Raw genomic sequence first — 24,406 nt, forward strand, 5'->3', positions numbered from 1 at the left:
CAGCGTTTAACCCGCGCACAACCGCACGTGAGTTGACCAAGAAAGCCGAGTAATAATGAGCACCAATCTTGCCCCGATCCCTGAATTGTTCGTATCCTATGACAGCGCCCAAAAGCTGAAAGCCGAAGCCGGGGACCTGATCAGCTGGGATCTGACGCCGCGCCAGATTTGTGATCTCGAGCTGCTGATGAATGGCGGGTTCAACCCGCTCAAAGGGTTTCTGAGCGAAGCGGACTATAACAGCGTCGTGGACACGATGCGCACCACCGATGGCGCGCTTTGGCCCATGCCGATCACGCTCGATGTCTCCGCGAAATTCGCCGACACGCTCGAGGTCGGTCAGGATATCGCCCTGCGCGATCAGGAGGGCGTGATCCTCGCCACCATGACGGTCACTGACCGCTGGACGCCGAACAAATCCCACGAGGCTGAAAAAGTCTTTGGTGCGGACGACAGCGCACACCCGGCAGTGAACTATCTGCACAACACCGCGGGCGAGGTCTATCTCGGTGGCCCCGTCACCGGGATCCAGCAGCCCGTACACTACGATTTCCGCGCCAAGCGGAACACGCCCAACGAGTTGCGCGCCTATTTCCGCAAGATGGGTTGGCGCAAAGTTGTAGCCTTCCAGACCCGTAACCCGCTACACCGCGCGCATCAGGAACTGACCTTCCGCGCCGCGCGCGAGGCGCAGGCCAACCTGCTGATCCACCCCGTCGTGGGGCTGACGAAACCGGGCGATGTCGATCACTTCACCCGGGTGCGCTGCTACGAGGCGGTGCTGGACAAGTACCCGCAAGCGACCACGTCCATGTCCCTGCTGAACCTCGCGATGCGCATGGCAGGCCCCCGCGAGGCGGTCTGGCATGGGCTGATCCGCAAAAACCACGGCTGCACCCATTTCATCGTGGGCCGCGATCACGCCGGCCCCGGTGCCAACTCCAAGGGCGAGGATTTCTACGGCCCCTATGATGCGCAGGACCTGTTCCGCGAACATCAGGATGAAATGGGCATCGAAATGGTCGACTTCAAACACATGGTCTATGTGCAGGAGCGCGCCCAATACGAACCCAATGACGAAATCGCCGACCGCGACAACGTTACTATCCTCAACATCTCGGGCACCGAACTGCGCCGCCGCCTGGCCGAAGGGCTCGAAATCCCCGAATGGTTCTCGTTCCCCGAAGTGGTGGCCGAATTGCGCCGCACCCGTCCACCGCGCAGCAAGCAAGGGTTCACCGTCTTCTTCACCGGGTTTTCCGGCTCGGGTAAATCCACCATCGCTAACGCGCTTATGGTCAAACTGATGGAGATGGGGGGCCGCCCCGTCACCCTTCTTGATGGGGACATCGTGCGCAAAAACCTCAGCTCGGAACTCGGCTTTTCGAAGGAACACCGCGATCTCAACATTCGCCGGATCGGCTATGTGGCGAGCGAAATCACCAAGAACGGCGGCATCGCGATCTGCGCGCCCATCGCGCCCTATGCCACCACCCGGCGGGCCGTGCGCGAGGACGTCGAAGCCTTTGGGGCCTTTGTCGAAATCCATGTCGCCACCTCGATCGAGGAATGCGAGCGGCGCGACCGCAAGGGTCTCTACAAGCTGGCACGCGAAGGCAAGATCAAGGAATTCACAGGCATCTCGGACCCTTACGACGTGCCCGAGACCCCCGAACTCCGGGTGGAAACGGAAAATGTGGATGTGGACAACTGCGCCCACCAGGTCCTGCTGAAACTCGAGAGCATGGGCCTGATCTGAACCCAACGAGGCGGAGGACACCTCCGCCTTACCACGCCCCATCCTGTTTCTTTTGACCAAAAGTACCGCGGGGGAGGCCTTTGGCCGGGGGCAGCGCCACCTAAAACATCGCGTCGCGCAGCGCCCTTTGGATCACAGATGCAAAGTGCCGCTGATCAGCACATGCGCAGAGCCTGACACCTCAACCCCCGTGATCGCACCGCGCGAACCCAGCACACGGACGGATGCACGTCCGGGCCGTCCCATCCCGTGACCCTGCTCGGCGACAAAGTCAGGGGCCGCCAGCAACCCTTCGGACCACAGATACGCCGCCATCGCGCCGGTCGCCGACCCGGTAAAGGGGTCTTCGGCGGGGCTTGGCGGGGCCATCAACAGCCGTGCAAAGGTGTCACCCGAGGCCGTCGCGCCGGTCTGGGTCACCCAGAACGGCTCCATCATGTCCGTGCCCCCCTGCACGCCCAAATGATCAAGGTACATGCCAAAGGCATCCTGATCAAAACGCAGGCTTTCAAGGGTCGCGCGGTCCTTCAGAACCGTGATACAGAACGGCAAACCGGTGGAGACAACCCGGGGCGGATGTACGATCAGATCGGGCGCAATGCCACCGACCGCGGCCACGATGTCCGCCTCCGCATATGATCCGAACTGCGGCGCGATCTGGGTCATCTTCACCCGCATGCCCTCGACCTCGACGGCAACCACACCGGCGCCCGTCTCGAGCGTCAGCGGCCCATCCGCGATCAGACCACGGTGGCGCAGGGCCGCGACAGTGGCCACGGTCGGGTGACCTGCAAACGGAATCTCCCGGCTGGCCAGAAAATATCGAACGCGGATATCGGCAGTGTCGGAGGGGCCGGTGAATGTGCACTCCACAAGGGACGTTTCGCGCACAAGCGCCATGCAGGTTGCATCGTCCAACACAGCACCCCCATGCACCACAGCACAGCCATTCCCCCCGAACGGGGCGCTGGTGAACGCATCCACCCAATCAACATCGAATGTCATGGAAACTCCTCAGACGCCGAACAACGCACCATTTCTGGTCTGAGCAGAGAGGGGACACAAGACCAACGTGAACGCGGCCAACCCCGACAATCACCCAGCCCCACAGCATCGCGGGGCTGGATCGCACCTGTATCAGTGCAAGGGCTGCGGGGCGTAGTCGTTCTGAACCGCCAGGGCAAAAGCCATCTTGCGATCCGCCACGAGGGCCAATTGCTGGCCTTCCGCGTCATGCACCGCAAAAAGCTGGTCAAGACCTTGGGCCTGCGCGCGCACCTCGCTTGGGAGGTCCGTCACCAGAACAGGTTTGACATAGACCATCCGGCCCACATCGGCGTTCAAATCAAAAGCAGTGTTCATGACGTTTCCTTTCCGTGTGTTGCCCGGATCTTGATGGTCTGGACAATCGTTTCGGGTTGGGCGCGGGTCAGATCAACGTGCAACAACCCGTTTTCCATCACAGCCTCGCCCACTTCGACACCTTCTGCTAATACGAAACTGCGTTGAAATTGGCGCGCGGCAATACCGCGATGCAAAAATATACGTCCTTCGCTCTCATCGGACTGGCGTCCGCGGATGACAAGCTGCCGGTCTTCGACCGTGATGGACAGATCGCTTTCCGCGAACCCGGCCACAGCCAGAGTGATCCGGTAGGAATGATCCGAAGTCTGTTCGATATTGAACGGCGGATAGCCTTCACTGCCCTTTGCAGTGCGTTCCAGAAGCCGTTCAAGTTGCTCAAATCCCAGCATATGGGGGTACGAGCCCAAAGTCATTTTCGTCATGCGACACGTCCTTTTGATCAAGCGACAGTCAGGTGCCCACCCCGGGTTCGGCGGCGGTTTCTTGAATATGGGCGGTAACGTTGACTGGAACAAGGGCTAGGCGTGTCGCAAACGCGTGATTATATTGTGGGTTCTGCAACGGCTTGGAATCACACCATGAACGCCCCTTCGGACCTGTCGATGAAAACAGACGACGTGCTGCGGTTCGAGCTTGAAGTGTTGCGTCAGGAACACCGCGATCTTGATGAGGCGATCCGGGCCATGCAGGAATTGGGCACCGCCGATCAATTGACCATCCAGCGGCTGAAAAAGAAGAAACTCCAGCTCAAGGACAAGATCGCCATCATCGATGACCGGTTGACCCCCGATATCATTGCCTGATCGCGACACTCCATTGCCACCCGGTTCCATCTGGCTATAGTGCGGTTTTTTCGCCAATCAGGGCCTTGAAATGACAGATCAGACCCCCGCCGTCGGCATCATTATGGGCAGCCAGTCGGACTGGCCCACCATGACCGAAGCCGCGCAGATGCTGGACGCGTTGGACATCCCCTACGAAACGCGGATCGTGTCGGCCCATCGCACGCCGGATCGGTTGTGGGACTATGGCAAGACGGCTGTCAGCCGCGGCCTTAAGGTGATCATCGCAGGAGCAGGCGGTGCCGCCCATTTGCCCGGCATGATGGCCTCCAAAACCCGCGTTCCAGTGATCGGCGTTCCGGTGCAGACCAAGGCACTTTCGGGTGTGGACAGCCTCTATTCCATCCTGCAGATGCCGCGCGGTTTTCCCGTGGCCACAATGGCCATTGGTGCGGCAGGGGCTGCCAATGCGGGCCTGATGGCTGCCGGCATTCTCGCCACCTCTGACGCAGAACTGGCCGCCCGTCTGGAGGCGTGGCGCGCCGATTTGTCCGCCTCTATCCCCGAGGAACCTCAAAATGACTGAGCCGCTGGCGCAAGGATCGACCATCGGTATCCTGGGCGGTGGTCAGTTGGGCCGCATGCTGGCCGTGGCCGCAAGCCGCCTTGGGTTCAAGACGCATATCTTTGATCCTGGCCCCCTGCCCCCGGCTGGCGATGTCGCCCACCTTGTCACAACCGCCCCGTTTGAGGACAACGACGCCCTCTTTGCCTTTGCCACCACGGTCGATGTGATCACCTATGAGTTTGAAAACATCCCCACTCTGTCGCTCGATGCGCTTGAAGATCACGCACCGATCCGCCCCGGGCGAGAAGCGTTGCGTGTCAGTCAGGACCGCTTGGTCGAAAAAGCGTTCCTGAGCGATCTGGGCCTGCGCACAGCGCCTTACGCGGACGTGCCGGACATGGCCGCGCTGATGGCCGCACTGGACGAGGTCGGCGCACCCGCGATCCTCAAAACCCGCCGCTTTGGCTATGACGGCAAGGGGCAGGCGCGGATCATGGCCCCAGACCAGGCCGAGGCCGCATTGGCGGACATGAACGGCGCCCCCGCGATCCTCGAAGGGTTTGTGGAGTTCAGCCATGAGGTCTCCGTGATCGCAGCGCGCGGGGCAGATGGGGCTGTGGCCTGCTTCGATCCGGGCGAAAACGTGCACCGCGACGGCATCCTGCACACCACATCCGTGCCCGCCCGCCTAAGCGCCAGCCAGCGCACCGATGCGATACTGCTGGCGGCGAACATCCTGAATGCGCTTGATTATGTCGGTGTGTTGGGTGTGGAACTGTTCGTGACGGCCGAGGGCCTGATCGTGAACGAGATCGCCCCTCGCGTGCACAATTCCGGCCACTGGACCCAAAATGGCTGCGTGGTCGATCAGTTTGAACAGCACATCCGCGCCGTCGCAGGTTGGCCTTTGGGGGATGGGCAGCGGCACTCTGATGTGACCATGGAAAACCTGATCGGCGATGACATGGGCAGGGTTCCCGACCTTGCGCGCGAGGCGAACACGGCGCTGCATCTCTATGGCAAGGCCGAGGCGCGCAAGGGCCGCAAGATGGGCCACATCAACCGCATCACTTCGTAAGGCGGTCTTCAGCCCGCCAGAAACCGCTCTGCGATGTCGCCCGACATATAGCTGATGCGCCCGCCCGACAGGGTGGCGGCCACCCGGTCCTGCGCGTCCAGCACAACGATATCGGCGCGCTTGCCGGGTGCCAGCATCCCTCGATCCTCCAAGCCCAGGACAACCGCAGGGCCCGACGACACGAGGGCCCACGCCTGCGCGAAATCAAGCACACCGGTGCGCGCCAGCATCAAGGCGGCGCGGCGCGGCGAGGGGTAGTGATAATCAGAGGCCAGCGCATCGCACAGTCCCATCGCCACCAGATCAAGGGCCGAGACATTGCCCTTGTGCGACCCGCCCCGCACAACATTCGGCGCGCCCAGAACGACCGTATTGCCCACGCCCTGCGCCGCCTCCGCCGCCTCAATCGTTTCGGGAAATTCCGCCACCGCGACGCCGCGCGCGTGCCACGCGTGGTGTCCGTGCGATGTGGCGTCGTCATGACTGCCCAGCTTTACACCTTGCGCCGTCAGCGCTGCACAAAGCGGGCCCAACGCCTCGGGGGCCTGCATCGCCTGCGCGTGCAGGTCCAACAACATCTGAAAGTGTGCCTCGGGGTTGCGCCCAGCCTTCAGCGCCTGCCCCGTTAGTCGCGGTGGTTTACGCCCTTCGGCCAACCGATCATGGGGCAGATGATCGTTGAACACGACATAGGCAACGTCCCAATCCCTGATGCGCTGTGGCAAGTCCTCATAAAGGTCCAGGAGGCTGATTTCGAACCGCAATTGCGGGCGCAAATCAGTGACCAACGCGTCCTTTGCATCGCGCAGGGAACCAAAGACCTGATCCGCGAACTCAAGACTGCGCAATCCACCTTCCCAACTGATGAACTGGGCCAGAACGCCCGTGGTGATCCCGTTGGCAGCCAATTCCGCCTCAACCGCAACCAAGCCTTCGGCCATCTGTTTCATCGCGCCACGCCGCGGGGCCATGTGCCGCTCGAACGCGTCACCGTGCACATCAATAATGCCGGGCAACACCTTGTATCCACTCAGATTCACATCCCGCCCAACGCGGTCAGCCACAATATGCCCACCTGACAGTGACAGCGGCACAGGCCCAAAGCCCTCAGGGGTCAGCACATCCGCACCAACCAGGTCAATTTCCAGCATCGACCTCGTCCTGAAAGCAATTGCCATCATCGCAGCCCAACTGCTCAAGCACCGCATCCACCCACCGCAATTCGCGGTCAAACGTCCCATTCTCAAGGAAGGTCGCGACCTGTGCAATGACGTTGGGGTTGTTCATCATGAACGTGTGGGTGACCGGCAAAACGATATGGTCGCGCATACCCGCAACGGGGGTGGACAGGACCGACACCTTGCCATCATCCGGCCCCGGCAAAAGGGATGAGAAGTAAGGGTTAAGCGACTGATTTCCAGCGATTATCCCCACCTCGTAATCCACGGCAGGCAGACGCCGTGGCAGGTTGTTGACGCCTGTGCCCAACTGCCCGCCCGCAGGTCCGTTCAGCCAGCCAAAGGCCTCAAGATCGCCAAGCGTGTCGACAACTTCGCTGCCGCGATTGGGCGGGCCCATCATCACCACGCGCCCCAAACGGCCGGGTCGGTCATGGTTGGCAAACCAGTAGCGCACCAGAATCCCACCCATCGAGTGGGTCACGAAATGTACTGTATCGTCGCCGCATTGCGCCATGGCTTGCGGCACAACCTCGCCCGCAAGAGTCTGCACCGTTTCAGACGTCGATGGGTAACCGGGGCGCACCACCCGGTAGCCTTGTGCCTCAAGCGCCTGCTCCAAGACGATCAACGACGCCTCTGTGCGCGCAAGCCCATGCAGTAGCACAACGCAGTCCGCGCGCGCAGCCAAGGTGCCGAGCGTCACGATGAAAAGGGCGGTCAAAACTCTCATACCGCTTGAGATAGCGCTGCGGGCCGTCATATGAAACAGAAACGCTCCGTCCAAATGCAAGAAAGCTGCTCATGCGCCCAAAATCCCCGCGCCTCGCCGTGCGCGCCATTATTGTTGAGGAGGGCCGCCTGCTAATGGTCAACGCATGGCATGAGGTGAAAAGCCCGCTCATGTGCGCACCGGGTGGCGGGGTCGAGGTGAACGCAAGCCTGCCTGCCAATCTGGCCCGCGAAGTTCATGAGGAAACCGGTCTGACGGTCGACGTCGGCGCGCCCTGCCTTGTGAACGAATACCACGACCCCGGCAGCCGGTTTCATCAGGTCGAGCTGTTCTTTCGCTGCACCATCGCGCCCGGCACGGCCCGACCTGACGTTTGGCGCGACCCCGAAGGCATCGTGACCCTGCGCCGGTGGCTGACCCGCGCGGAACTCGCAGAGGTGCCCCACAAAACTGACAGTCTGGCGGATGTGGCCTTTGACGGCGACGGGATCAGCTACGATCCGCTGGAACGCTTGGTGACATAACCGCCAGCGCGATCCCGCCCAGCACCAAAAGCGCCGCCAGCCCAATCGCGAGCGTGACGCTCTCTCCAAGCAGAACAGCCCCCGCCGCGATGGCGATGATCGGCACGCTCAACTGCACCACGGCTGCGGTCTGGCCTGCGAACTGCGGCAACACATGATACCAAAGCGCATAGCCGAGGCCTGAAGTCAGCGCGCCCGACAGGATCGCGAGCGCAATACCGGAGGGTGCCGCGTGTAATCCCGCGCCTAACAGCAACAGCACAAGCAAAGGCAAGGCCGCGACGAAATTGGCCGCCGTGGTGGCCACAGGGTCGCGCGCGCCCTTGCCCGCCAAGGTATAAGCGGCCCAGCCAAGCCCCGCGATCACCATCAGAACCGATCCCCCCGCATCACCGGCCGCCCCCTCGCCCGGCCACAAGGCGATGACCAGACCCAGAAATGCGACCGATGCCCCGATGATCTGTCGGGTTGACGGGGCACTGCCGCGCAAGGCGGACCAGCCAAACATTGTGATCTGCACCGTCCCAAACAGGATCAGCGCGCCAAGGCCCGCGTCAAGGCTCACGTAAGCCAGTGAAAACCCGATCATATAGGCGGCCAGACTGGTGGCCCCCAGCACACGGCCCCGCACAAAGATCGGCAGCCCCCCACCGCGCACGGTCAACACCATGCACAGCGCAAGCGCCCCCGACAACGTGCGGATCATCGCGAAACTCGAAGGATCAATCGCGCCGCTGTCGACGGCCATCCGGTTCAACACCGAATTGGCAGCAAAAGCCGTCATGGTCAAAACAGTGAGCAGGAACAAACGCATATGCGAGCGGTACGCCCGTTTCAGAGCACAGTCCAGCCTTGGGGTCGGTGGGTGGGCGCCTTTTGACCTTTGGGCAAAACAGTCCCGCCCTCCGATCAACAAAAAAGGGGCCGCTCGAAAGCGACCCCTCTCAATCAACACAAGGCTGGCGTGATTTACATCATGCCGCCCATGCCGCCCATGTCGGGCATTGCAGGCGCGCCGCCGTCTTTGGCGGGCTTGTCGGCCACCATCGCTTCGGTGGTGATCAGCAGGGCCGCAACCGAGGCCGCATCCTGCAGCGCTGTGCGCACGACTTTCGCCGGATCGATGACGCCGAACTTGAACATGTCGCCATATTCTTCGGTCTGCGCGTTGAAGCCGAATGTCAGGTCGTCGCTCTCGCGGATTTTGCCCGCAACAACGGCGCCGTCCACACCGGCATTCTCGGCGATCTGACGCAGAGGCGCTTCGATAGCCTTGCGCACGATCGAGATCCCGACGTCCTGGTCCGCATTCTCGCCTTTGACACCGTCCAGCGATTTGCCAGCCTGCACCAGTGCAACGCCACCACCGACGACAACACCTTCCTGCACGGCCGCACGGGTCGCGTTCAGGGCGTCGTCCACACGGTCCTTGCGCTCTTTCACTTCGACTTCGGACATGCCGCCAACGCGGATCACGGCAACACCGCCTGCCAATTTGGCAACACGCTCTTGCAGTTTTTCCTTGTCGTAATCGGATGTGGTTTCTTCGATCTGGCCGCGGATCTGGGTCACGCGTGCTTCGATCTCGGCTTTTTCACCGGCACCATCGATCACTGTGGTCTCGTCCTTGGTGATCTGAACGCGCTTGGCGGTGCCCAGCATGTCCATGGTAACGGATTCCAGCTTCATGCCCAGCTCTTCGGAGATCACCTGACCGCCGGTCAGAATGCCGATGTCCTGCAGCATCGCCTTGCGACGATCGCCAAAGCCGGGGGCTTTAACAGCCGCGATTTTCAGACCGCCGCGCAGTTTGTTCACAACCAGCGTGGCAAGGGCTTCGCCCTCGACATCTTCGGCAATGATCAGCAGGGGCTTCTGGCTCTGGATCACCTGCTCGAGCAGGGGCACCATGGGCTGCAGCGAGGACAGTTTCTTTTCGTGCAGCAGGATCAGACAGTCCTCAAGCTCGGCTGTCATCTTGTCTGCATTGGTCACGAAATAGGGCGACAGGTAACCGCGGTCGAACTGCATGCCTTCGACAACATCGGTCTCTGTTTCCAGGCCTTTGTTTTCCTCGACGGTGATCACACCCTCGTTGCCGACTTTCTGCATCGCGTCCGCGATCTGCCGACCGATTTCCGCTTCGCCGTTGGCCGAGATAGTGCCAACCTGGGCAACTTCGTCGCTGTCGGTCACGTCACGGGCAGCTGCCTTGATCGCCTCGACGACTTTCAGGGTCGCCATGTCGATGCCGCGCTTGAGGTCCATGGGGTTCATGCCCGCAGCGACGGATTTCATGCCTTCCTTGACGATGGCCTGCGCCAGAACGGTAGCGGTTGTTGTGCCGTCGCCCGCTTCGTCATTGGTCCGGGAAGCGACTTCCTTGACCATCTGCGCGCCCATGTTCTCGAACTTGTCTTCCAGTTCGATTTCCTTGGCCACCGATACACCGTCCTTGGTGATGCGGGGGGCACCGAAGGATTTGTCGAGCACCACATTGCGACCTTTGGGGCCCAGTGTCACTTTGACGGCATTGGCGAGCGTGTTGACGCCCTTGAGCATACGGTCGCGTGCGTCTGTATCGAATTTGACGTCCTTAGCCATATTCTATCTCCTTTGAGAGTGTCTTGAAGAGGGGGCAGAGAGAGCGCGGGCGCTTACTCGATGATCCCCATGATGTCGGATTCTTTCATCATCAGCAGCTCTTCGCCGTCGATGGTGACTTCGGTGCCGGACCACTTGCCGAACAGGATCTTGTCGCCTGCCTTCACGGCCATTTCGATCAGCTCACCGCTATCCTTACGTGCGCCAGGGCCTGCGGCCACGATTTCGCCTTCGCTTGGTTTTTCCTTGGCGCTTTCGGGGATGATAAGTCCACCGGCGGTTTTCTCTTCGCTTTCCGTGCGGCGTACCAGCACGCGGTCATGAAGCGGTTTCAATGCCATCTTTGCAGCTCCTTCAGGCTCAAAGTTTCTCCCTATGGCCCCCAGTCGAGAGCCCCGTTATCACTCGCTCGTCTTGAGTGCTAACGGCGGTTAAATAAGGGGGGCGACCCGACCTGTCAACAGCCGGTTGTGGGGGAGGTTGATTCAAATTCGGTGCAATCAAATCCGGGCCTTAGCGATCTGATAACGGGCGGCCACTAAAAACATTCCGGCCAAAAGCGACCTAAAAACCGTCGACTTCTGGAGGCAAGAGCTGGAATGAAAGGTAAGGCCCATGAGTACAATTACAGGCGGCGGCGGCGACGAGACGCTCACTGGAGGATCGGGAGATGACTCCATCAACGGTGGCGGCGGCAACGATTCTGTGGTGGCAAACGACGGTAACGACCTCGTTGTCACCGGCAGCGGTGATGACACGATCCACGGCGGCTTAGGCGACGACACCATTCACTCCGGCGAGGGTGCTGATTCCATTTCCGGAGATGAAGGTCATGACAGCGTCACGGCAGGTGGCGGCAATGACACGGTCCGCGGGGACGAGGGCAACGATACCATCTGGGCGCAGCAGGGCGATGACTACGTCGAAGGCGGCAGCGGTGATGATGTCATTGGGGGTAACGAGGGCAATGACACCCTCCACGGTGGCGATGGTAACGACCTAGTTGGGGGTGATGAAGGTCAGGACAGTGTTTCGGGTGGCCTTGGGCACGACACCCTGCATGGCGGCGACGACAATGATACAGTCGACGGTGGCGCGGGTGATGACGACGTACATGGTGATCTGGGCGATGACTTCGTGTCGGGCGGTGACGGCAACGACACTGTCAGCGGCCAAAGCGGCAATGACACATTGCGTGGCGGTGTCGGCAACGACTCGATCTACGGCGGAAGCGGCAACGACGACATCCAAGGCAACACGGGCGATGACCAAGCATATGGCGGCACCGGGGCGGATTCTATCTCGGGCGGTGATGGCCGGGACACCCTCTATGGTGAGGATGGCGACGATACGATTCATGGCGACGCTGATGACGACATCATCAGTGGCGGCGCCGGTCGCGATACGATTAGTGGCGGGTCAGGCCATGACGTCATCTATGCGGGGGACGATGACGACTCCGTAACCGGCGGAAGCGGTGACGATACAATTTATGGCGACGCCGGAAATGACACGATATCGGGTTTCATCGGTGCCGACAGCATTGATGGCGGTGACGGGAATGACAGCATATCCGGCGGTGACGGAAACGATAGCCTGCACGGAGGTGCTGGCGCAGATACAATCAATGGCGACGGCGGCAATGACACACTTCAAGGAGGTGGCGGCAACGATACACTTAGCGGGGGTGTCGGGAACGACCAGATCGACGGCGGCGCGGACAATGACAGCATCCAGGGCGGCGACGGAGCTGACACCATTCAGGGTGGCGACGGTGACGACAGCATCGATGGTGGCAACAACGAAGACAGTATCAGTGGCGGCGAGGGGGCAGACACAATCAATGCCGGAAACGGCGATGACGACGTGTCCGGCGGCACGGGCAATGATAGCATTGTGGGCGGAACCGGCAACGACACCCTATCGGGCGACGAGGGTGATGACACGATCAGTGCAGGCAGCGAGGCGGACACGGTCTTTGGGGGATCGGGCAATGATAGCCTGAGAGGCGATGCCGGGGATGACAGCGTCTACGGCGGGGACGGCCGCGACACATTGCATGGGGGCAATGACAACGACCGCCTGGAGGGTGGCGCAGGCGATGATGCGCTGCACGGTGACGCCGGCAACGACGTCCTGATTGGGGGTGCGGGCGAAGACTATTTCGATGGTGGCGATGGCGATGATACGTTTGTCCTGCATGATGACACCGTCAACGGAACCAATGACCCCAATGACCGGGACGTTGTGCGCGTTCACATCGGATCGGGCAGCGATCTGGCCACCGGGTTCGATCCCGAAAACGACTATCTTTATATCGGGGCCGTCAGCAAAGATAACGTGACCTTTACCGCCACAGCCGATCCCAAGATCTGGATCGTAACGGTAGACGGTGGTGGGCCAAACGACAGCTTGACCCTCGATTTTTCGCATCAGCCGAACGATTATAACGAACACGACCTGCGTCACCAACTGGTTACAGACGCGGAGTATACGCCCCCTGCGAATGGCAACCCCGGGTCGCTGAACCCCGCATGTTTCATGGGCAAAAGTCACATTCTGACGCCGGGAGGCCTGCGCCGGATACGCACGCTCGGGCCCGGCGATCTTGTTTGCACTCTCGATCATGGACCCCAACCTATTGATGCGGTTTTGACCAGCTTTTACACGTCCGAACAGGTCAACGCGCATAAATCACTGTGGCCAATCGTGATCGAAGCCGGTGCCTTTGGCCCCGATCTGCCGAGGCGCCAGATGGAATTGTCCCGGCAGCATGGAATATTGTGCAAGTCGGGGCAGGCTCTGATTCGCGCGGCTCACGTGGCTGAGGAATTGGGACAGGCTCGGGTTGATACCGCGACGCGGCGGCCGATCCAATATGCCCACATCCTGATGCCACACCATAGCATCGTGCAGGTCGAAGGGGTGTGGTGCGAAACCTTGTTTGTCGCCTCTGATCTGTCGGACCACCCCTCGGTGCGCTATGAATTGAGTGAGGCGCAAAAACGCATGTCGACCGTCAGATGCCGCCCCTTGCTGACGCGTCGCGACCTGCGCAAACATCCCGATGCCGCGTCGGGTCTTGGTCAGGCGCCTCAACGCGTGCCCAGAATATCACCCGAGGCCGCAACGGCCTGAGCGCCCTTGGGCGTCAAACCGTAAATACCGGTCTCGACCTTCTCGAACCACCCATAATGGTCATTGCGCATCATCGTCGTGGCCCGCCCGACTCCGGTTTCGCGCGCCACATCCGCGCCTTTGCTCGCACCCACCTCGAACAGGTACATCGCCACCTTGAGCGCATCCTGTCGGTAAGCCGTGATCAACCCGACCCGCGTTTGCCCCCCATCATTGGGGTCCCCCACACGGCCTGCGAATTCCCGCAACAACTGCCCCTTGCGTTTGGCGTTTTTGCGCGGCGCATAGGGGCCGGGATCGCAATGGACCGTCACCAGCCCGTCGCTGGTGCGCACCGTGATCAGACCCAAGCCAAGGCGGCGACAAAGGCGGGTCATGTCCTTGACCGACTTGAGGAACCGTTTACCCTTGCCCCGCCCCACGGCCATGTAGACGTCATCCGCAACCGACAGGCGCGCCACGCACTGATGCACAAGGGTCAGCGAGAACCCCAGTTTCAACTCAACAATTACGGGCGGCTCGCCCCCGCGCAGCGCCACCACATCCGCCGCGCCAACTTCGGACTTCACCACATATCCCTGCCCTTCCAGAAAGGCTTTGATGGGTGGATAGAGGTCGGTTTCGCGCAGCGTCACAGGATCACTTTTGAAAAGATTGGGCCGCGCGAGGAAACCCCACGCGCGGCCCCTATGCAAGCCCTAGCGCCCGCCGGTGCGCCCCGGAAAGCGCGGAGGGCGACCGCCGCGGATCTGCGTGCGCAGGGTTGGCGCACCTCCTTTCGGATCGGTCGTGCGCGGGCCTGTGGGCGGTTTGCGCGCAGGCACAGTTCGGGTGTCACCGCGCTTGCGGTTTGGTGTCTTTGATTTGGGCATCTGAAGCCTCGTCTGTCTGATAGGATCGGGCGTCGGCCTCGCAAGACCAACGGGTCTGGTCCCGCCAAGCGGGTCAGTCGGAGTTGTCCATTGTCAGATCACTCCTGAAAAAAGGCGCGCGCGGTCTATCGGCGCGAGAACGGGCGTACGGTCAGGCCAGTTGATCCATGTGCAGGGCACTCCTTTTCAGATGGGGCATTCTAACCCGGCACCGCCCGTGCCGTCAATTCCGCACCGCGACATCAGCGCAGCCCTGCACCCCGTGACATGGCCCCACACCTTGCTATAAGGGCGCAAAATGACCTCTAGTTCAGGACCTGACCCCCATGACCACCCTCGTTTTCGGCCACAAATCCCCCGATACCGACTCCACCGGATCGCCCATCATCTGGGCCTGGTATCTGAACGAGATCAAAGGCCAAGAGGCCGAAGCGGTTCTGCTTGGCGAACCCAATACCGAGGCCGCCTTCGTGCTGGATAAATGGAACCTGCCCAAGCCCCGCATCATCGACAATGTCGCAGCGGATCAGCCCGTCGTCATCGTGGACACCAACAACCCTGCCGAACTGCCCGACGCGATCAATGATGCTGACATCATGGCAATCATCGACCACCACAAGCTGGTCGGTGGGCTGGAAACCAAGGGTCCAATCGATATCCGGATCGAGCCTGTCGCCTGCACCGCCACAATCATGTGGAAAATGATCGGCAAGGACATGGCCCAAGCCCCGTCCGAGATCAAAGGCGCGATGCTATCCTGCATTCTGTCGGACACGCTCGAGTTCCGCTCGCCCACGACGACGCAAGAGGATCAGGCGATTGCCTGGGGTCTGGCCAAAGATCTCGACATTGATCTGTCCGCCTATGCGTCGGACATGTTCGAGGCGAAATCGGACGTGTCGGCCTTTTCGGATGCCGAGTTGCTGCGCATGGACAGCAAGGAATACGAAGTCGACGGCACGCAGTTCCGCGTCTCGGTGCTGGAAACCACGGCCCCCAAGATCGTGTTGGACCGTAAGGACAGCCTGATGGCCTCCATGGTTGATGTCGCCCGCGAAGATGGGGCCGATGAGGTTCTGTTGTTCGTCGTCGACATCCTGAATGAAGAGGCGACCATGCTGATCCCAAATGACCGGGTGAAAGGCGTGGCCGAAAAGAGCTTTGATGTCAGCGTGTCGGGTGACACCGTCGTGCTGCCCGGCGTGATGAGCCGCAAAAAGCAGATCATCCCCAACCTCAAGGTCTGAGGCCCAACGGGGCGGACGACACGTCCGCCTTACGTCTGTTCGCACCGTCAGGAGGTTTGCCGCATGGCCCAGATCATTTCATCCCTTGCCGAGATTTCGGAGCGTTACGACGCGCTGTTCGTCGATCTGTGGGGCTGCGTGCACAACGGGGTCGTGGCCCTGCCCGAAGCGGTCGCTGCCTTGCAGGCCTATCGCGCCAAGGGTGGCAAGGTGGTGCTGGTGACCAACTCGCCCCGCCCCCGCGCCGGTGTGAAAAAGCAGCTGGTCCATTTCGGAGTGCCCGATGATGCCTGGGATACCATCGCGACCTCGGGCGACAGCGCGCGCGCGGCGATGTTTCGAGGGGCTGTGGGCAATAAGGTCTATTTCATCGGACAGCCGGGGGAGGAGAAATTCTTTGAACCCATCGGCGTCATCAAGGACCCGGTCGATATCAAGATGGTCCCGCTGGATCAGGCCACGGGCATCGTCTGCACTGGTCCGCGCGATCCGATGGCCGATCCCGACACCATGCGGGGCGAGTTCCTGATGGCCAAACAGTTGGGCCTGCCCCTGCTATGCGCCAACCCCGATATCGTGGTGGACCGGGGGGACGTGCGCGAATGGTGCGCCGGTGCCCTGGCGCAGCTTTATACCGAGATGGGCGGTGAGAGCCTTTATTTCGGCAAGCCTCATCCGCCGATCTATGATCTGGCCCGCCGTCGCCTGATGGAACTGGGTGTGGATGTATCGGACAACGGTATTCTGGCCATTGGGGACGGCGTTCTGACCGACATCGCCGGTGCCATGGGCGAAGATGTCGATTCGCTGTTCATCTCGGGGGGATTGGCGGCCGAAGAGACGAAAACCCAAACCCAACCGGATGCAGAGGCGCTGGAGGCTTATTTGCTAGCCGAACAGAGCAGCCCCACCTTTGCGATAGGGCACCTGCGCTGACCTTCTTTTCTCTTGATTTTCTGCGACCGCAAAGTAATTACCTTGCGTGAGAGGCGCGTGTAGCGTCAGAAAATTACCGGAGACCGATATGTTGGACAATATGCCCCGCGGCACGATCTGCATCGAAGACATCGAGATGGGCATGACCCGGCATCTGCGCAAAGAGGTCACGGATCGCGATATCGAGCTGTTTGCCGAAGTGTCCACCGATCACAATCCGGTCCACATGGATGATGACTATGCCCGCGACACGATCTTTGCGGGCCGCATTGCGCATGGGATGCTGACAGCCGGTCTGATCTCGGCCGTGATTGGCGAGCAACTGCCCGGCCACGGCACTGTCTATATGGGCCAGTCGCTGAAGTTCCTAGCCCCGGTGCGCCCCGGCGACATGGTCTATGCCGAGGTGAAGGTGATCGACATCGATTTTGCCAAGCGCCGGGTCAAGTTGGATTGCCATTGCAGTGTCGAGGGCAAGAAGGTGCTGGTGGGCGAGGCGATGGTGCTCGCACCTTCGCGCAAGTTCGACTGATGGTGTGACCGCGTGGGGGCTCTGCCCCCGGGACCAGAGGCCGGTTTCATTATTTTGGGGGCTCTGCCCCCGGCTACGCCTCCCCCGCGGTATTTTCGGTCAAAAGAAGGCGAAGGGCTGTGCTTGCCCTTGCGGGGTGGTGCCGCTAGGCATGCCGTCATGAAGATCATCCGGGATTATCAGTTTGTCGATCAGGAGAGCCGCGGGGCCACCGTGGCCATCGGCAATTTTGACGGCGTGCATCTGGGCCATCAATCCGTGATCAATCTGGCCCGTACCGCCGCGCCCGACGCCCCATTGGGAATCCTGACGTTTGAGCCGCATCCCCGTGCCTATTTCGCACCGCAAGCCGCCCCGTTTCGCTTGATGAGCCAGGCGGCCCGGGCCAGCCGCCTTGAAAAGCTCGGCGTCGAACGCCTGTATGAATTGCCTTTCAATGCGGGGCTGGCGAGCCTTTCGCCTGAGGAATTCGCCAGCCGTGTGATCCGCGACGGGTTGGGCCTGCGCCATGTGGTTGTGGGGGCTGATTTCTGCTTTGGACACAAGCGCCTTGGCACTGCCGAGACACTGAAGGACTTTGGTGCCGAAATGGGATTTGGCGTCACGATCGCCCCCCTTTTGGAACACTCCGAAGCGACCGTGTCCTCGACCGCGATCCGTCAGGCCTTGGCTGATGGTCGGCCACAGGACGCCGCCTCGATGCTTGGTCATTGGCACCGGATCGAAGGCCCCGTTATTGGCGGTGAGCAGCGCGGGCGCGAGTTAGGGTACCCGACCGCCAACATGTCCATCGACGGGCTGCATCCGCCCCGCTTCGGGGTCTATGCGGTGCTGGTCGATGTGCTCGACGGGCCGCACAAGGGTCAGTATCACGGGGTGGCCAGCATGGGCGTGCGTCCGATGTTCGGTGAAAACCGCCCCAATCTGGAGACGTTCCTGTTCGACTTTTCCGGCGATCTTTATGGCACGCCCTTGTCCGTCGCGTTGGTCTCTTACCTGCGCGGCGAAGAGAAATTCGATGACCTCGACACGCTGATCGCCCAGATGGATCAAGACAGCGCGCAGTCGCGTGCCATCCTGAGCGCGCTGTGAGCGATCCGATCTCGCGTGCGGGGCTGAGACCCCGCTATTGGGAAACGACCCCGCTGAAAAAGATGAACCGCGCTGAGTGGGAAGCCTTGTGTGACGGCTGCGGCAAGTGCTGCCTCAACAAGCTTGAGGACGAAGACAGCGGGCGGGTGGAGTTGACCAATGTGGCATGCCGCTTGCTGGATGATGCGACCTGCCGTTGCGCCCATTACGAGACGCGCCACCAATTTGTGCCCGATTGTATCGTGTTGAAACCCTCAAACATCGACAGTCATATCTACTGGATGCCCCAGACCTGCGCTTATCGGCTGCTGGATGCGGGCAAGCCGCTGCCCGATTGGCACCCATTGATCAGCGGCACCCCGGACAGCGTGCATGACGCGGGCGTGTCCATGCGTGGACGCACCGTCAGCGAATACGATGTCGCCGATGACGACTGGGAAGAACACATCATAGAAGAGCCGATATGAGGCGTCAGCCCTGTGCCGACCAAAAGCTGCGCACATGGGCGGCAACACGATCCGGATGCGTGATAGGGGCCATATGTCCCACATCCGGCAACGCCACTTCTTGCACATTTGGCAATCTGCGCGCGATGGCCCCGTTCACGTCCTTTGCCCAAGGCGAGGTTTCGCCCCGCATCAGCAAGACGGGCCCGGTGGCCTGTTCGAACCGGCCCGGGGCAAGCAAATTCGCGCTGTCATGTTGTAGAAACGGGGCGCTGTCGCGCACGAAATGGATGCGCTCGGCCATGTAGGTGCGGCTTGCATCGGGCAGGGTGTCCCACGCGGCGGTATCTCCCCATGTGCTGTTGAACGCCCTTGCGGCACCGACGTTGTCCCCGGCCTCTAGCGCCTGATCGTAGGCTGCGGTGTCACGCCCGTAGCGGCCTACAAACCCCGGATCGTCGGCCATCAAAGGCGCGAAATAGACGGGTTCGAACAGGATGGCAGAGCGAATGCGCTTAGGATGCTCGATGGCGAGCCGCAAGGCCACCGTCGCCCCGAACGAGTGCCCAATCACATCGACCGGCCCGATATCATCCAGCACCGCCAGCGCCATGTCTGTGGCGGCATCGTGCATCACCCCCTGCCCGTCCCAATCACCGGATTTGCCGTGATTGGGCAGGTCATAGGCGTGAAGCGTGGCGATGTCGCCGAGCGCTGCCCCCATCCCCCGCCACGCGCCAGCATGGGCCAGCGAGCAGTGGATCGCCAGCAGCGGGCGCGGCCCCGATCCGAAGCTGCGCCGGTGGATATGCGGAATCACAGATCGCCGGACAGGTGCGCGTCCAGATCCTCGAGCTTGTCCTGCCCCCAGAACCGCTGATCGCCGTCGACGATATAGAAAGGCGCGCCGAATACGCCTTTGTCGACCGCCTCTTCGAGGTTGCGGGCATAGGTTTCGGCACCACTCAGCAACCCGCTGTCGGCAAGGGATGAATCAAAACCCGCCTCGGTCAGACATGCCTTGATCACGTCGTCTTCGGCGATGTCCTTATCCTCGGCCCAGACGGCGCGCAGCACCGCGTGTACCAGCTGGCCAAGATCGCCGCCCTCCGCCGTTTGCGCGGCGATGATCGCATAGGAGGACGGGGCCGCGTTGGTGGGCCAGTGGGCAGGTTTGAGGTTGAACGGCATGTCGTTCTTGCGCGCCTGCCGCACGAGTTCCTGCGCGCGGTACTCGATGCGATTTGGGTGGCGATCCTTGGGCGGGGTGCCGCCCGTGCGCCCGAACAGCGCAATCACGTCCAGTGGTTTGTAGGTCACGCTTGCCCCGTGTTTGGCCGCAATCGCTTCGAACCGGGTGCCAGCGAGGTAGGTGTAGGGCGAGAGTGTCGCAAAATAATAGTCGATATGGGCCATTTCTATCTCCGGTTCGGGGGTCTTTTGTTTCGCGCGACCGTACGCCCGTGTTAGGTGGTGTCAACATCACGAATCTGTCACATATCGTGCTGCACGGGGACCGACACATGCCAAACATCCAAGAGCCCAAGCTGATCTCGGGCAATGCCAACCTGCCTTTGGCCAAAGCCATTGCGCGGCGCATGTCACTGCATCGAGGTGTCAATGTGGGCCTTGTCGAGGCGCGGGTTGAGCGGTTTAACGATGGCGAGATTTTCGTCGAGGTTTTCGAGAATGTGCGCGGTGAGGATATGTTCATCATCCAGCCCACATCAAATCCGGCCAATGACAACCTGATGGAGCTGTTGATCATGTGCGACGCGCTGCGCCGGTCCTCGGCGGCCCGCATCACAGCCGTGATCCCCTATTTCGGCTATGCCCGTCAGGACCGCCGCACCAAGGCGCGCACGCCGATCTCCTCCAAGCTGGTCGCCAACATGCTGGTGGGTGCCGGGATCGAGCGGGTGCTGACCATGGACCTGCACGCCGCGCAAATTCAGGGGTTCTTCGATATTCCGGTGGATAACCTCTATGCCTCCCCGATCTTTGCCCTTGATATCAAAACACAATTTGCGGATCGGATGAACGATCTGATGATCGTGTCTCCGGATGTGGGCGGCGTGGCCCGCGCGCGTGATCTGGCCAAACGCCTTGGCGCGCCCTTGTCCATCGTGGACAAACGCCGCGAAAAGGCGGGCGAAGTGGCCGAAATGACCGTGATCGGCGATGTGTCGGGCAAGACCTGCATCATCGTGGACGACATGGTCGACACCGCAGGCACGCTGTGCAAGGCCGCCGAGGTGCTGACCGAGAATGGCGCCAATGAGGTCCATTCCTACATCTCGCACGGTGTCATGTCCGGCCCCGCGGTCGAGCGGGTGACCGCCTCGGTCATGAAATCTCTGGTGATCACGGATTCGATTGAGCCCACAGAGGCGGTAAAGTCCGCCCCCAACATCCGCATCGTGCCCACAGCTCCCGTCTTTGCCCAAGCTATCCTGAACATCTGGCACGGCACGTCCGTGTCATCGCTGTTCGAGGCTGAGACGCTGAGCCCGATTTACGACGGGATGTATGCGGCGGAGTGAGGGTCACTCACTCCGCCGTTGGACACCTGACCAATGCTATGACGGTACACGACGAAACCAGTATGCGTGGCCACCTGATCATAAAGCTGCATCGCCGTGCTGTTTGACGTGTGGGTATGCCAATAGACGCCAACGGTTCCGGCCTTCGCAGCACGATCGTAAAACGCAGAGATCAACGCGCGCCCAACCCCCTGCCCGCGCATGGCAGGATCCGAAAACAGGTCCTGCAAATAACAAGTGTCTTCGACGGTGATCGTGTTGCGATGAAAAACATAATGCGCCAACCCCACAAGCCGCCCCGAAACGTCCGCGACCAACCCATGTACGGGCTCTTTCGGATCGAGAAGGCGGTGCCACGTCGATTGGACAATGGCATCCGATAAAGCGGTCGCGCCGCTCCGTTCATAGAACGCATTGTACTCGGCCCACATTGCGCGCCATGCCCCAAAATCGGACGTGTGCACCTCGCGTATCACGCTATTCTGTTCCACCAATGCCCTCCTGCATATGCTTGAAACCTGTCCACCCTCACAGCGTTCACTGCGATGAGTGGCGTTACGTGTCGGATTGGTCTGGACACCCAGCAAGCCTTTATCGATGATCCATACAGAAACTGATGGGGAGATCACAATGAAACTGTTTATCACCGCCGCCGTCTTGACAATCACCGCCACCGCCGCCTTTGCCGCAGGCCACTGCGCCGCGGGCAAGACCCTGACCGACGGCACACTTACAATCGCTACCGGCAACCCCGCCTATTACCCGTGGGTGATCGACGACGCCCCCGAAAGCAAACAGGGGTTCGAAGCCGCCGTGGCCTATGCCCTCGCGGGCGAGATGGGGTTTTCGGATGATGCCGTCACATGGGTGCGCACCTCGTTTGACGAGGCGATCCAGCCCGGCGAAAAGAACTTTGACATTAACATGCAGCAATTCTCGATCACAGAAGAGCGCGACAAGGTCGTGGACTTCTCGGCCCCCTACTACACGGCACCCCAAGCCGTGATGACCACAGTCGAGGTCGCAGAAGGGGGTGCCAAGCCGACGCTGGACAGCCTCAAGACCCTGAAATGGGGGGTCGTTGCCTCGACCACGGCGCTGCCCATCGTGATGGAAACCATCGCCCCCGATCAAAGCCCACTGGTCTATGACGACAATGCCAACGTGACCGCCGCGATCAAGGCCGGTCAGATCGACGCGGCCCTGTTTGATCTGCCCACCGCACTGTTCACGGCGGCTGTGCTGCTCGACAACGGTGTGGTCTTGGGCCAGTTCGACCCGGAAGCAGCTGAAAACCCCGACCAGTTCGGGATGCTGATGACCGAAGGCAACCCGCTGAAAGAATGTGTGGACGAGGCGCTGACCGCGTTGACCGACAGCGGCAAACTGGCTGAAATCGAAGCGGAATGGCTGCAACAGGCCACAGGCGTGCCCCTGATCAAGTGAGCACGAGACGCGCCGCCTACGAGGCCCGGCAGCGCCGCCGGGCCAACATGATTGCGGGGGTCAGCACCTTTGGGGTGCTGGCCCTTCTCCTTGTTCTGGTGCCGCTTGCGCCCGGATGGCAGGCGGTCAAGGCATCGTTCTTTGATGGCGACGTGTTCCTGCGCACCTTTCCCGGGCTGCTCCAGGCTTTCGTGCTGGATGTGGCGATCTTTGCATGGTCGGTGCCGCTGATCTTTGCGCTTGGGCTTGCGATTGCGCTGGCACGCGGCGCGCGCAATCCGGCACTGTTTCCCCTGCGCATCTTCGGGGCGGTCTATGTGGATCTGTTTCGGGGCATCCCGGTGGTCTTGCTGGTCTACCTCGTAGGCTTCGGCATTCCCGGCCTCGGCCTGCCCCGCCCCTGGAATTCGCCCTATATCTGGGGCACGGTCGCGCTGGTGCTGACCTATTCGGCCTACGTCGCCGAAGTGCTGCGCTCGGGCATCGAAAGCATCCATGCCAGCCAGCGCAATGCCGCGATTTGTTTGGGCCTGAGCGAGCGGGACACGATGCGCCACGTGATCCTGCCGCAAGCGATCCGGCGCGTGGTGCCTGCGAATATGAACATGCTGGTGGCGCTGCAAAAGGATGTGGCCCTGCTGTCCTTCATCGGCCCCGTCGAAATCCTGCGCCAGGCCGGCATCTACAAAAGCCTGCTGGCCAATTTCACGCCCTATGTGGCGGCGGCCATCATTTTCCTCTGTGTCACGGTGCCGGCCACCCGTTATGCCGACTACCTGCTGAACAAGGACCGCAATGCCCGATCCTAGACTTGAGTTGCGCGGCGTCACCAAATCCTTTGATGATGTGCAGGTGCTGCGCGGCATCGACATGGCCATCGGACAAGGCGAAATGGTGTGCCTGATCGGAGCGTCCGGGTCGGGCAAATCGACGCTGCTACGCTGCATGAACGGGCTGGAGCCTGTGGATGACGGACAGGTGCTGCTCGACGGGGTCGACATTGCCGAACCGGGCTTTGACCTCGCCCCCATCCGGCAACGGATCGGGATCGTGTTCCAGTCCTTCAACCTGTTTCCGCACATGACAGCCTTTGACAACGTGTGCCTCGCCCCGCGCCGGGTTCTGGGCGAAACCGACGGCGCATTGCACCCCCGGGTCGAGGCGCTGTTTGAACGGTTCGGACTCGCCAGCCACATGCGCAAATATCCCGATCAACTCTCAGGCGGGCAACAACAGCGCGTCGCCGTGATCCGGGCACTGGCGATGGCACCCCAAACCATGCTGTTTGACGAAATCACCTCAGCCCTTGATCCCGAACTGGTGGGCGAAGTGCTCGACGTGCTGCGCGCGCTCAGGGACGAAGGCATGACGATGGTGCTCGCCACCCATGAAATGGGGTTCGCGCGCGAGCTGGCGGACCGGGTCTGCTTCATGGATCAAGGCGTGATCGCCGAAGAAGGGCCACCTGAGGCGATCTTCTCCAACCCGAAAGCTGACAGAACCAGGCAATTCCTTGCGTCGATCCTGCGCTGATTCAGTCTTCATTTCGCCTAATAAACCGCC

28 protein-coding genes are annotated in these 24,406 nt (G+C 61.1%); 15 read left to right on the forward strand and 13 right to left on the reverse strand.

Translation table 11 applies throughout. The features are described from left to right. Nucleotides 1-55: 55 nt before the first annotated feature. Nucleotides 56-1,759, forward strand: a complete 1,704-nt coding sequence (locus Q0908_RS03155) for a bifunctional sulfate adenylyltransferase/adenylylsulfate kinase (protein ID WP_299280987.1) — start codon at nucleotides 56-58, stop codon at nucleotides 1,757-1,759. 132 nt (nucleotides 1,760-1,891) lie between these two features. Here Q0908_RS03155 and Q0908_RS03160 read toward each other — a convergent pair whose 3' ends face one another. The 3 genes from Q0908_RS03160 to Q0908_RS03170 all read right to left on the reverse strand — a co-directional run bounded on the left by Q0908_RS03160 (nucleotide 1,892) and on the right by Q0908_RS03170 (nucleotide 3,546). Beyond that, nucleotides 1,892-2,764 carry a PhzF family phenazine biosynthesis protein gene (locus Q0908_RS03160; protein WP_299280988.1) on the reverse strand — a complete coding sequence of 291 codons (873 nt, stop codon included), beginning with the start codon at nucleotides 2,762-2,764 and terminating at the stop codon, nucleotides 1,892-1,894. Nucleotides 2,765-2,896: 132 nt separating this feature from the next. Further along, a complete protein-coding gene (locus Q0908_RS03165; protein ID WP_299280989.1) occupies nucleotides 2,897-3,121 on the reverse strand; it encodes a DUF1150 family protein in 225 nt (74 codons plus the stop codon). Continuing rightward, nucleotides 3,118-3,546 (reverse strand): Hsp20 family protein, encoded by a 429-nt coding sequence (locus Q0908_RS03170; RefSeq protein ID WP_299280990.1) that lies wholly within the window; start codon nucleotides 3,544-3,546, stop codon nucleotides 3,118-3,120. The genes Q0908_RS03165 and Q0908_RS03170 overlap by 4 nt, the downstream gene beginning before the upstream one ends. A 156-nt stretch (nucleotides 3,547-3,702) precedes the next feature. Between Q0908_RS03170 and Q0908_RS03175 the strand changes: the two genes are divergently transcribed. The 3 genes from Q0908_RS03175 to Q0908_RS03185 all read left to right on the forward strand — a co-directional run bounded on the left by Q0908_RS03175 (nucleotide 3,703) and on the right by Q0908_RS03185 (nucleotide 5,552). Beyond that, complete coding sequence (locus Q0908_RS03175; protein WP_299280991.1) at nucleotides 3,703-3,927, forward strand: DUF465 domain-containing protein; 225 nt, start codon at nucleotides 3,703-3,705, stop codon at nucleotides 3,925-3,927. Nucleotides 3,928-3,997: 70 nt separating this feature from the next. Then, a complete protein-coding gene (purE, locus tag Q0908_RS03180) occupies nucleotides 3,998-4,492 on the forward strand; it encodes a 5-(carboxyamino)imidazole ribonucleotide mutase (RefSeq protein WP_299280992.1) in 495 nt (164 codons plus the stop codon). Then, entirely contained in the window at nucleotides 4,485-5,552 is a 1,068-nt protein-coding gene (locus tag Q0908_RS03185) for a 5-(carboxyamino)imidazole ribonucleotide synthase (protein WP_299280993.1), read from the forward strand. Before purE ends, Q0908_RS03185 begins: the two co-directional genes overlap by 8 nt. A gap of 8 nt (nucleotides 5,553-5,560) precedes the next feature. On the opposite strand, the gene Q0908_RS03190 is transcribed toward Q0908_RS03185, so the two are convergent. Then, nucleotides 5,561-6,703, reverse strand: a complete 1,143-nt coding sequence (locus tag Q0908_RS03190) for an alpha-D-ribose 1-methylphosphonate 5-triphosphate diphosphatase (RefSeq protein WP_299280994.1) — start codon at nucleotides 6,701-6,703, stop codon at nucleotides 5,561-5,563. Beyond that, the gene (locus Q0908_RS03195) at nucleotides 6,690-7,463 is read right to left on the reverse strand and encodes an alpha/beta fold hydrolase (RefSeq protein ID WP_299280995.1); all 774 of its coding nucleotides are present in this window, start codon (nucleotides 7,461-7,463) and stop codon (nucleotides 6,690-6,692) included. The genes Q0908_RS03190 and Q0908_RS03195 overlap by 14 nt, the downstream gene beginning before the upstream one ends. 71 nt (nucleotides 7,464-7,534) lie before the next feature. Here Q0908_RS03195 and Q0908_RS03200 point away from each other — a divergent pair, with 71 nt between their 5' ends. Next, the gene (locus Q0908_RS03200) at nucleotides 7,535-7,987 is read left to right on the forward strand and encodes an NUDIX domain-containing protein (RefSeq protein ID WP_299280996.1); all 453 of its coding nucleotides are present in this window, start codon (nucleotides 7,535-7,537) and stop codon (nucleotides 7,985-7,987) included. Here the strand turns inward: Q0908_RS03200 and Q0908_RS03205 are convergent. The 3 genes from Q0908_RS03205 to Q0908_RS03215 form a co-directional block, all read right to left on the reverse strand. After that, nucleotides 7,953-8,771, reverse strand: coding sequence for a DMT family transporter (locus Q0908_RS03205; RefSeq protein ID WP_366868642.1), 819 nt, complete (start codon nucleotides 8,769-8,771; stop codon nucleotides 7,953-7,955). The two genes, Q0908_RS03200 and Q0908_RS03205, sit on opposite strands and share 35 nt — an antisense overlap. Nucleotides 8,772-8,956: 185 nt before the next feature. Then, the gene (gene groL / locus Q0908_RS03210) at nucleotides 8,957-10,591 is read right to left on the reverse strand and encodes a chaperonin GroEL (protein WP_299280998.1); all 1,635 of its coding nucleotides are present in this window, start codon (nucleotides 10,589-10,591) and stop codon (nucleotides 8,957-8,959) included. A gap of 53 nt (nucleotides 10,592-10,644) precedes the next feature. Further along, entirely contained in the window at nucleotides 10,645-10,932 is a 288-nt protein-coding gene (locus Q0908_RS03215) for a co-chaperone GroES (RefSeq protein ID WP_299152040.1), read from the reverse strand. Nucleotides 10,933-11,206: 274 nt separating this feature from the next. Here Q0908_RS03215 and Q0908_RS03220 point away from each other — a divergent pair, with 274 nt between their 5' ends. Continuing rightward, the gene (locus tag Q0908_RS03220) at nucleotides 11,207-13,729 is read left to right on the forward strand and encodes a Hint domain-containing protein (RefSeq protein ID WP_299280999.1); all 2,523 of its coding nucleotides are present in this window, start codon (nucleotides 11,207-11,209) and stop codon (nucleotides 13,727-13,729) included. Here the strand turns inward: Q0908_RS03220 and Q0908_RS03225 are convergent. Together Q0908_RS03225 and Q0908_RS03230 are read right to left on the reverse strand one after the other, a co-directional pair. Continuing rightward, entirely contained in the window at nucleotides 13,687-14,358 is a 672-nt protein-coding gene (locus Q0908_RS03225) for a DUF2161 family putative PD-(D/E)XK-type phosphodiesterase (RefSeq protein ID WP_299281291.1), read from the reverse strand. The genes Q0908_RS03220 and Q0908_RS03225 overlap by 43 nt on opposite strands. A 69-nt stretch (nucleotides 14,359-14,427) precedes the next feature. Next, nucleotides 14,428-14,601 carry a hypothetical protein gene (locus tag Q0908_RS03230; protein ID WP_299281000.1) on the reverse strand — a complete coding sequence of 58 codons (174 nt, stop codon included), beginning with the start codon at nucleotides 14,599-14,601 and terminating at the stop codon, nucleotides 14,428-14,430. A 326-nt stretch (nucleotides 14,602-14,927) separates the two neighbouring features. Here Q0908_RS03230 and Q0908_RS03235 point away from each other — a divergent pair, with 326 nt between their 5' ends. From Q0908_RS03235 to Q0908_RS03255, 5 genes are all read left to right on the forward strand, one after another. Further along, entirely contained in the window at nucleotides 14,928-15,848 is a 921-nt protein-coding gene (locus Q0908_RS03235) for a manganese-dependent inorganic pyrophosphatase (RefSeq protein WP_299281001.1), read from the forward strand. A gap of 63 nt (nucleotides 15,849-15,911) precedes the next feature. After that, nucleotides 15,912-16,784, forward strand: coding sequence for a TIGR01459 family HAD-type hydrolase (locus Q0908_RS03240; protein ID WP_299281002.1), 873 nt, complete (start codon nucleotides 15,912-15,914; stop codon nucleotides 16,782-16,784). An 88-nt stretch (nucleotides 16,785-16,872) separates the two neighbouring features. Next, the gene (locus Q0908_RS03245; protein ID WP_299281003.1) at nucleotides 16,873-17,316 is read left to right on the forward strand and encodes a MaoC family dehydratase; all 444 of its coding nucleotides are present in this window, start codon (nucleotides 16,873-16,875) and stop codon (nucleotides 17,314-17,316) included. A 159-nt stretch (nucleotides 17,317-17,475) separates the two neighbouring features. Next, nucleotides 17,476-18,408 carry a bifunctional riboflavin kinase/FAD synthetase gene (locus tag Q0908_RS03250; protein WP_299281004.1) on the forward strand — a complete coding sequence of 311 codons (933 nt, stop codon included), beginning with the start codon at nucleotides 17,476-17,478 and terminating at the stop codon, nucleotides 18,406-18,408. Beyond that, entirely contained in the window at nucleotides 18,405-18,875 is a 471-nt protein-coding gene (locus tag Q0908_RS03255) for a YcgN family cysteine cluster protein (RefSeq protein ID WP_299281005.1), read from the forward strand. Before Q0908_RS03250 ends, Q0908_RS03255 begins: the two co-directional genes overlap by 4 nt. Nucleotides 18,876-18,879: 4 nt before the next feature. Here Q0908_RS03255 and Q0908_RS03260 read toward each other — a convergent pair whose 3' ends face one another. Beyond that, nucleotides 18,880-19,674: an alpha/beta hydrolase gene (locus Q0908_RS03260; RefSeq protein ID WP_299281006.1), complete on the reverse strand. Its 795-nt coding sequence runs from the start codon at nucleotides 19,672-19,674 to the stop codon at nucleotides 18,880-18,882. Beyond that, nucleotides 19,671-20,270 (reverse strand): 2-hydroxychromene-2-carboxylate isomerase, encoded by a 600-nt coding sequence (locus Q0908_RS03265; RefSeq protein WP_299281007.1) that lies wholly within the window; start codon nucleotides 20,268-20,270, stop codon nucleotides 19,671-19,673. Before Q0908_RS03265 ends, Q0908_RS03260 begins: the two co-directional genes overlap by 4 nt. A gap of 107 nt (nucleotides 20,271-20,377) precedes the next feature. Between Q0908_RS03265 and Q0908_RS03270 the strand changes: the two genes are divergently transcribed. Continuing rightward, nucleotides 20,378-21,397 carry a ribose-phosphate pyrophosphokinase gene (locus Q0908_RS03270; protein ID WP_299281008.1) on the forward strand — a complete coding sequence of 340 codons (1,020 nt, stop codon included), beginning with the start codon at nucleotides 20,378-20,380 and terminating at the stop codon, nucleotides 21,395-21,397. Here Q0908_RS03270 and Q0908_RS03275 read toward each other — a convergent pair. After that, on the reverse strand, nucleotides 21,370-21,888 hold the full coding sequence (locus Q0908_RS03275; RefSeq protein ID WP_299281009.1) for a GNAT family N-acetyltransferase: 519 nt from the start codon (nucleotides 21,886-21,888) through the stop codon (nucleotides 21,370-21,372). The genes Q0908_RS03270 and Q0908_RS03275 overlap by 28 nt on opposite strands. 139 nt (nucleotides 21,889-22,027) lie before the next feature. On the opposite strand from Q0908_RS03275, the gene Q0908_RS03280 reads away from it, so the two are divergent. From Q0908_RS03280 to Q0908_RS03290, 3 genes are read left to right on the forward strand one after another with little or no spacing between them, the layout of a single operon-like run. Next, complete coding sequence (locus Q0908_RS03280; protein ID WP_299281010.1) at nucleotides 22,028-22,843, forward strand: ABC transporter substrate-binding protein; 816 nt, start codon at nucleotides 22,028-22,030, stop codon at nucleotides 22,841-22,843. Further along, complete coding sequence (locus tag Q0908_RS03285; RefSeq protein WP_299281011.1) at nucleotides 22,804-23,652, forward strand: amino acid ABC transporter permease; 849 nt, start codon at nucleotides 22,804-22,806, stop codon at nucleotides 23,650-23,652. Before Q0908_RS03280 ends, Q0908_RS03285 begins: the two co-directional genes overlap by 40 nt. Continuing rightward, nucleotides 23,639-24,376, forward strand: a complete 738-nt coding sequence (locus Q0908_RS03290; protein ID WP_299281012.1) for an amino acid ABC transporter ATP-binding protein — start codon at nucleotides 23,639-23,641, stop codon at nucleotides 24,374-24,376. The genes Q0908_RS03285 and Q0908_RS03290 overlap by 14 nt, the downstream gene beginning before the upstream one ends. Nucleotides 24,377-24,406: the final 30 nt, after the last annotated feature.

Origin of the sequence: uncultured Tateyamaria sp., from assembly GCF_947494755.1 — a bacterium.
Taxonomy (GTDB): domain Bacteria; phylum Pseudomonadota; class Alphaproteobacteria; order Rhodobacterales; family Rhodobacteraceae; genus Tateyamaria.

What these genes read in the sequence shown, in the direction of transcription:
- Q0908_RS03265 (WP_299281007.1), bottom strand. Translation starts at nt 20,270, where the DNA reads ATGGCCCATATCGACTATTATTTTGCGACACTCTCGCCCTACACCTAC.
- Q0908_RS03155 (WP_299280987.1), top strand. Translation starts at nt 56, where the DNA reads ATGAGCACCAATCTTGCCCCGATCCCTGAATTGTTCGTATCCTATGAC.
- Q0908_RS03245 (WP_299281003.1), top strand. Translation starts at nt 16,873, where the DNA reads ATGTTGGACAATATGCCCCGCGGCACGATCTGCATCGAAGACATCGAG.
- Q0908_RS03235 (WP_299281001.1), top strand. Translation starts at nt 14,928, where the DNA reads ATGACCACCCTCGTTTTCGGCCACAAATCCCCCGATACCGACTCCACC.
- Q0908_RS03205 (WP_366868642.1), bottom strand. Translation starts at nt 8,771, where the DNA reads ATGACGGCTTTTGCTGCCAATTCGGTGTTGAACCGGATGGCCGTCGAC.
- Q0908_RS03270 (WP_299281008.1), top strand. Translation starts at nt 20,378, where the DNA reads ATGCCAAACATCCAAGAGCCCAAGCTGATCTCGGGCAATGCCAACCTG.
- Q0908_RS03215 (WP_299152040.1), bottom strand. Translation starts at nt 10,932, where the DNA reads ATGGCATTGAAACCGCTTCATGACCGCGTGCTGGTACGCCGCACGGAA.
- Q0908_RS03185 (WP_299280993.1), top strand. Translation starts at nt 4,485, where the DNA reads ATGACTGAGCCGCTGGCGCAAGGATCGACCATCGGTATCCTGGGCGGT.
- Q0908_RS03250 (WP_299281004.1), top strand. Translation starts at nt 17,476, where the DNA reads ATGAAGATCATCCGGGATTATCAGTTTGTCGATCAGGAGAGCCGCGGG.
- Q0908_RS03170 (WP_299280990.1), bottom strand. Translation starts at nt 3,546, where the DNA reads ATGACGAAAATGACTTTGGGCTCGTACCCCCATATGCTGGGATTTGAG.
- Q0908_RS03220 (WP_299280999.1), top strand. Translation starts at nt 11,207, where the DNA reads ATGAGTACAATTACAGGCGGCGGCGGCGACGAGACGCTCACTGGAGGA.
- Q0908_RS03280 (WP_299281010.1), top strand. Translation starts at nt 22,028, where the DNA reads ATGAAACTGTTTATCACCGCCGCCGTCTTGACAATCACCGCCACCGCC.
- Q0908_RS03240 (WP_299281002.1), top strand. Translation starts at nt 15,912, where the DNA reads ATGGCCCAGATCATTTCATCCCTTGCCGAGATTTCGGAGCGTTACGAC.
- Q0908_RS03230 (WP_299281000.1), bottom strand. Translation starts at nt 14,601, where the DNA reads ATGCCCAAATCAAAGACACCAAACCGCAAGCGCGGTGACACCCGAACT.
- Q0908_RS03175 (WP_299280991.1), top strand. Translation starts at nt 3,703, where the DNA reads ATGAACGCCCCTTCGGACCTGTCGATGAAAACAGACGACGTGCTGCGG.
- Q0908_RS03190 (WP_299280994.1), bottom strand. Translation starts at nt 6,703, where the DNA reads ATGCTGGAAATTGACCTGGTTGGTGCGGATGTGCTGACCCCTGAGGGC.
- Q0908_RS03160 (WP_299280988.1), bottom strand. Translation starts at nt 2,764, where the DNA reads ATGACATTCGATGTTGATTGGGTGGATGCGTTCACCAGCGCCCCGTTC.
- Q0908_RS03285 (WP_299281011.1), top strand. Translation starts at nt 22,804, where the DNA reads ATGGCTGCAACAGGCCACAGGCGTGCCCCTGATCAAGTGAGCACGAGA.
- Q0908_RS03195 (WP_299280995.1), bottom strand. Translation starts at nt 7,463, where the DNA reads ATGAGAGTTTTGACCGCCCTTTTCATCGTGACGCTCGGCACCTTGGCT.
- groL (WP_299280998.1), bottom strand. Translation starts at nt 10,591, where the DNA reads ATGGCTAAGGACGTCAAATTCGATACAGACGCACGCGACCGTATGCTC.
- Q0908_RS03200 (WP_299280996.1), top strand. Translation starts at nt 7,535, where the DNA reads ATGCGCCCAAAATCCCCGCGCCTCGCCGTGCGCGCCATTATTGTTGAG.
- Q0908_RS03290 (WP_299281012.1), top strand. Translation starts at nt 23,639, where the DNA reads ATGCCCGATCCTAGACTTGAGTTGCGCGGCGTCACCAAATCCTTTGAT.
- purE (WP_299280992.1), top strand. Translation starts at nt 3,998, where the DNA reads ATGACAGATCAGACCCCCGCCGTCGGCATCATTATGGGCAGCCAGTCG.
- Q0908_RS03165 (WP_299280989.1), bottom strand. Translation starts at nt 3,121, where the DNA reads ATGAACACTGCTTTTGATTTGAACGCCGATGTGGGCCGGATGGTCTAT.